We start from the raw sequence: 5476 nt of genomic DNA, 5'->3' as shown, positions 1-5476 counted from the left end.
AATTTTGTTTTTTATCCGCTAAGTGGTGATAGAAGTACTCCTGATATTTGCAACATATTTGCAAGAGTCAATGCGAAGGGGATGAAATTATCCACTTTTGATTTAATGAACGCCTTTCTCTACTCAAAGGGAGTTAGATTGAGAAAAGAACTTTGGGAAAACTTAAACAATGAAAGTCTCAAGGATATTGATACGAATATGAATGAGTATTTACTTAAACTCATCTCGCTCATTAAACAGAACTACTGTTCCTCAAAATACATATATAACTTAATCCCAGGTGAAAAAATAATGCGTAAAGATGGATCTGGAAAGAAATATGAAGAAATACTCGTAAAAAACGGAGAAGAATTTAAGGATTTATGGGAAGATGCCTGTAAATATGCTGAGAAGTCCAGAAAAATAATTATGAATGCAGGAGATGCAGATTTCGGAGCTATCAAGACGGATTATATACCTAATACCACGATAGTTCCTGTCTTGGGAGCAATACTGTGGGAATATAAAGGTGATCCTGATGATGCCAATTTCAAAGACAATTTGAAAAAATGGTATTGGTCAGCCGTGCTTTCTGAAGATTACAGTGGTTCTTCTGATAGCGTAATGGCAAAGGATTTTAGAGATTGGAAAGAATGGATTAACAATGGTAAAGATATTGAAAGAATAAATAGGATAAATAGAGAATTTGTAGATGTGTTGGATTTGAAGACCATAAAGAAAGGCTCGGCTCGATACAATGCCATCCTCTGTATTTTAGCACTCAATGATGCTAAAGATTTCTATAAAGGAAGAATAGTTGGAACGGGAGATTATTCAAATGAGAAAATTAATGACCACCATATTTTTCCAAAACAGGTCAAGGGACTGGACTCAGAAAAAACTAAAACATTTAACGACATCAGAGATTCAATTGTAAATAGAACTTTACTTCTAGACGAAACAAATAATAGAATTAAGAACAAAAAACCATCTCAATATATAGCAGAGATGATAGATAAATGTGGAAGTGAAGACGGAGTTAAATTAATTTTACAAGGTCATCTGATAAATGAAAACGCTTTTGAATATATGAAAGAAGACGATTTTGATAATTTTGTGATAGAGAGAGAAAAAGCAATCAAACAACATATAATTTCAAAACTGAAAATATAGAATCAGGAATAGGCAAACTCAACAGCATCTAACAGTGAATAAAAGAGAAATCTCTGCCAGAGGCGGACAGGAAAGATTTCCCCAAATCCTGACAAGTCGGGACTTCTTTTACACCAATAATGTTAGCCGAAATGCTAGCTTAAGAAATGGAGATTATGATGACTGACACCAGGGAGAAGCTCTTCGCGGCTAAGTACTTCTTGGAACGCATGAAGGAGGAGATAGCTGACCGAGATGCTTTCAAATACAATCTTAGTGCATTTTTGGCTGCAGCTCGAAGTGTGACTTTGATTATGCAGAAGGAATTTGATAAGATCAGTGGCTTTAAGGAGTGGTACGCAGAGAAACAGTCTAAGATGCGAAACGACGAGACTATGAGGCTGTTGAACGATAAACGAGTAATGACAATTCACCAAGAGCCAGTTCGGCCTCGCGCTCATATCAATGTAGGTATCAGTGAGCATGTCACCATTAGCGATAGCATCTCAATTGTCATCACTCGCGCCGATGGCACCGTTGAGAGAAGGGAATCAGAGCCGACGCCTCCACCTGCACCAGCTAAGACTGAAGCAACAACTGAGTGGCTATGGTATTTCGATGAGTTGCCAAAGAAGGATGTTGTTACTCTCTGCGAGGAGCACGTTGTCAAACTCGAAACTCTCCTAGCAGATTGTGAATCCCGGTTTGCCTCTTAGAGTAATAGCACTTCGGCTGACACGGTGTAAAAGACTACACTTCGCTCCGTCCAAATTCGGTTTTGCCGAATTTCTTTTACCCAGAAACCCTTAGCCAAAGTAAAAAACCATAAAAGTAAATCATAGATAAATTTATAAAATCCATTGCTGTCCCTCTTATTGGTTCTTTTATTAGTATGGTAAGTGTAAATGCTCAAAAAGGGAAAAAATGATATTAAAAAATGTACCAAAAAATAGTTTCGGTCAAGTAGGTCTGTTTTTCTGCTCCAATTATCTTTACCCTTAATGCAGTATCTGCAGGGGATACAAATTTTTTAGAAACAGGGGGATGGATTGTTTATATAATTGCAATTAATTAAATAGTAGATAGTTACAATAGCGGGCATAACTCAGTGGTAGAGTATTAGCTTCCCAAGCTAACGGTCGCGAGTTCGAATCTCGTTGCCCGCTCCATTTTTTTAAAATTTCAATTTAGCCACGAAAGGACATGAATATACTGCTAGGTGCATAATATAGTTTACTTTATTTCTACGGATTATAGTGGAGTGCGAAAACGAGCCCTTCCGATATATCGGGAGGGAGAACTTTTCGCAAATGCCGATATGCTGAAAGTTCGCCCGCCAGCTGGCGGACTCGTTTCAGCACTCCGCTTTTGTCCAGTATGATGTATTGGAAATAAATGCAAACAGTTTTATGCACCCAGTAATAACTAATATGGCTGCATCATTTGTTGCACTGAAGCCAGTTGTGGAAGTAAGATGAATATTTTATTCTATAACGGAAAAGTTTTAACTCAAGATGTGTCGCAACCTTTTGCTGATACAGTTTATATTAAAGGAAATAAAATTGAATATGTAGGAAACAAAAGTAATCAAAATTTTAAAATAGCGAAAGATACAATTACAATTGATTTAAAAGGAAAAATTTTACTTTCAGGCTTCATAGATACACATACACATTTTGTAAATTATGCTTTATCAAAGGATAGAGTTGATCTTTCAGAAACGAAAAGTATGGATGATGTGAGACAAAAATTATTGGAATTCAAACAGATAATTACTCCTGATATAAAATGGATAAGTGGAATCGGCTGGAACCAAAATATATGGCCAGATAGTAAAGGATTTAATCGCTATTTTATTGATGACATATTTCCTGATATACCAGTATTTTTAGCCAATAAAGATAGGCATTCATTTTTGTGCAATTCAGAAGCTTTAGAAAAAATGGGAATTAATAAAAATTCTGAAAATCCTGCTGGCGGAAAGATTGGTTTTTTCCCTGATGGAACTCCTGATGGATTTTTATACGAAAATGCATGGAAATTGATAGATAATATTAGACCTGAACTGCCTTTTGAAATTCAAGAGAAATTGTTAAAAGAAGCTATTTCTGAAGCATATAGTTTAGGCTTAACTGGAATTCACAGTATGGAAGGGGAAAGAGCATATAAACTATTCTCCTCATTATTAAATAAAGATGAACTCAAGATGAGAGTTTGCTGGCATTTTCCATTAGAATTGCTTGATGAAATGATTGCAAATGGAATCAAATCCTATACAGGGGATGATTGGTTGAAATTCGGTGGCGTGAAGTTATTTATGGATGGCTCGCTTGGTTCCCAAACTGCGTATATGTTCCATCCATATTTGAAAAGTAAAGATAATTACGGTATTTTAATAAGAAGTGAAGATGACTTTTACGATTTGATTGTAAAAGCAGGAAGAAATGGGATTTCTACTTCTACCCATTCCATTGGAGATAGAAGTAATAATATCGTAATAAATGCAATTATTAAAGCAAACAGAAATCAAGGACTTGCAGATAAAAAGCTTCTACACCGTATTGAACATTGCCAATGTATAATTCCATCTGACCAGAAAAGAGTTGCTGATAAGAAAATATTTTGCTCTATGCAACCAATACATATTAGTCTTGATGCAAAAATTGCTGAAAAATATTGGGGTAAGTATGAAAGAAATTCCTATCCATTTCGCTCACTTTTGGATTATGGAGCAAAAATTGGTTTTGGTTCGGATGTACCAATTGAAACTCACAATCCATTTCTAGGAATTTATTCTGCGATAGAAAGAAAATATCAAAATAATCCTGATAATCCAACCTGGATGCCTGAACAGAAGATTACAATTGAAGAGGCTATAAAGGCATATACACTGTGGGCTGCATATAGCTCAAAAAATGATGATAAGATTGGTTCTATAACTAAAGGCAAATTAGCAGATTTGATTGTTATTGATGATTATACAAAACACGATTCGTCTTTCTGGATTAATGCACGACCATATATGACTGTCATTGATGGAGAAATAGTTTATAATAATCTAATTTAACCTTTTTATTTCCAGATTATTTTGAAATTATTTTAAAATATTTCATTGTGTTATATTCCAAGTTTCGTAAAAAGTGTCATAGTTTGCTATTATATAAAGTTTTTTTCATTTACTAATTTTGTAATAAAAATACCCTAATTATTCCTATAATTCTCTATAAATAAAACTATCATAGCATATTACAGCATTTGTTAAATCTATTGCTGTCCTATATTTTTTTAAACATTTAGTTAAATTTTACAAAAAAAATAAAAAAAAATTTGACAACCTCTCCGAAAAGTTTCCTAAATGGTTCTAAATGTCAAAATTATTCAAAATGATTCATTTATTGGTATTATTGGAGGTATAATGTCTGGCGCTTTTTTAGGTCAATTTGAAAATTCTATAACTAATCGTAGAGTCAGCATCCCACAATCTTTTAGAAGACTATTTTCCTCAGCATCACGAATGCAAGTTATTGCAATTAGGGGAAGGCAAAATACTATCTATATTTTTCCCTGGGATAACTGGAAGGATTTAGAGTCAAAGTTAGAAAAAGGAACTGACGAAGAGAAGGATTTGTTAAAGAAATTTAGAATTTATGCGACATTACTTACTGTTGAAGGACCAGGCCGTATTCTTCTACCCAAAAATTTGTTAGATATTGCAAACATTACTGACAAAGCCATGATTTTAGGCGAGGGAAGTTATTTCTCGTTATGGAATCCTGACAATTTTAAGAAGTATCTTGCTGAAATTGATAAAGAATACGATATGATACTTCAAAGGAATGACCATATATTATGATGAATAATTTTCATACTCCAGTTTTTAGAAAAGAAGCGATAGATTTCCTGAAAATTAAGAATAAAGGAATTTATGTAGATGCAACTCTTGGTGGTGGAGGACATCTATCAGCTATGTTTGAGTCGGCAAACGATATTACTGTTATTGCATTTGATGCAGATAAAGATGCTATTGAATATGCTAAACTAAAACTAATTCGTCCAATTGTAGAGGAGAACAGAATTATATTTGTTAATAAAAATTTTTCCTATTTATCTTCCGCATTAGCATTAAACCGTATAGATAGTATTGATGGAATACTATTTGATTTAGGTATATCCTCACATCAGATTATCACAAATAATAGAGGATTTAGTTTTTCCCAAAATGCAAGATTAGATATGCGGATGAATCAAAATGGAAATATTTCTGCCTATGAAGTAGTAAACTTTTATCCCAAAACTGAATTAGCAAGAGTTATACATGAATATGGGGAAGATAGGTATTGGAAAA

Annotated in this window: 6 protein-coding genes and 1 tRNA gene; all 7 read left to right on the top strand. The window is 33.9% G+C overall.

Going from position 1 to position 5476, the window contains the following annotated elements; genetic code table 11:
* On the top strand, positions 1 to 1152 hold a 1152-nt coding region (locus U9R23_01445; GenBank protein ID MEA3475101.1), incomplete at its 5' end, for a hypothetical protein.
* A gap of 158 nt (positions 1153 to 1310) precedes the next feature.
* A complete protein-coding gene (locus U9R23_01440) occupies positions 1311 to 1847 on the top strand; it encodes a hypothetical protein (GenBank protein MEA3475100.1) in 537 nt (178 codons plus the stop codon).
* A gap of 378 nt (positions 1848 to 2225) precedes the next feature.
* Positions 2226 to 2300 (top strand) — tRNA-Gly (locus U9R23_01435).
* A gap of 50 nt (positions 2301 to 2350) precedes the next feature.
* Positions 2351 to 2512 (top strand): hypothetical protein, encoded by a 162-nt coding sequence (locus tag U9R23_01430; GenBank protein ID MEA3475099.1) that lies wholly within the window; start codon positions 2351 to 2353, stop codon positions 2510 to 2512.
* A gap of 93 nt (positions 2513 to 2605) precedes the next feature.
* Positions 2606 to 4198: an amidohydrolase gene (locus U9R23_01425; protein MEA3475098.1), complete on the top strand. Its 1593-nt coding sequence runs from the start codon at positions 2606 to 2608 to the stop codon at positions 4196 to 4198.
* A gap of 288 nt (positions 4199 to 4486) precedes the next feature.
* Positions 4487 to 4984, top strand: coding sequence for a hypothetical protein (locus U9R23_01420; GenBank protein ID MEA3475097.1), 498 nt, complete (start codon positions 4487 to 4489; stop codon positions 4982 to 4984).
* Positions 4981 to 5476 (top strand): 16S rRNA (cytosine(1402)-N(4))-methyltransferase RsmH (gene rsmH / locus U9R23_01415; GenBank protein ID MEA3475096.1); only part of this gene is annotated, 496 nt, incomplete at its 3' end. The genes U9R23_01420 and rsmH, both read left to right, overlap by 4 nt.

This window comes from Candidatus Cloacimonadota bacterium, assembly GCA_034722995.1.
In the GTDB taxonomy this organism is placed as follows: domain Bacteria; phylum Cloacimonadota; class Cloacimonadia; order JGIOTU-2; family JGIOTU-2; genus JAGMCF01.
The sequence above is the reverse complement of the archived record's forward strand: the minus strand, read 5'-3'. Positions and strand labels throughout refer to the sequence as shown.

What these genes read in the sequence shown, in the direction of transcription:
- U9R23_01425 (MEA3475098.1), top strand. Translation starts at nt 2,606, where the DNA reads ATGAATATTTTATTCTATAACGGAAAAGTTTTAACTCAAGATGTGTCG.
- U9R23_01420 (MEA3475097.1), top strand. Translation starts at nt 4,487, where the DNA reads ATGGTTCTAAATGTCAAAATTATTCAAAATGATTCATTTATTGGTATT.
- U9R23_01440 (MEA3475100.1), top strand. Translation starts at nt 1,311, where the DNA reads ATGACTGACACCAGGGAGAAGCTCTTCGCGGCTAAGTACTTCTTGGAA.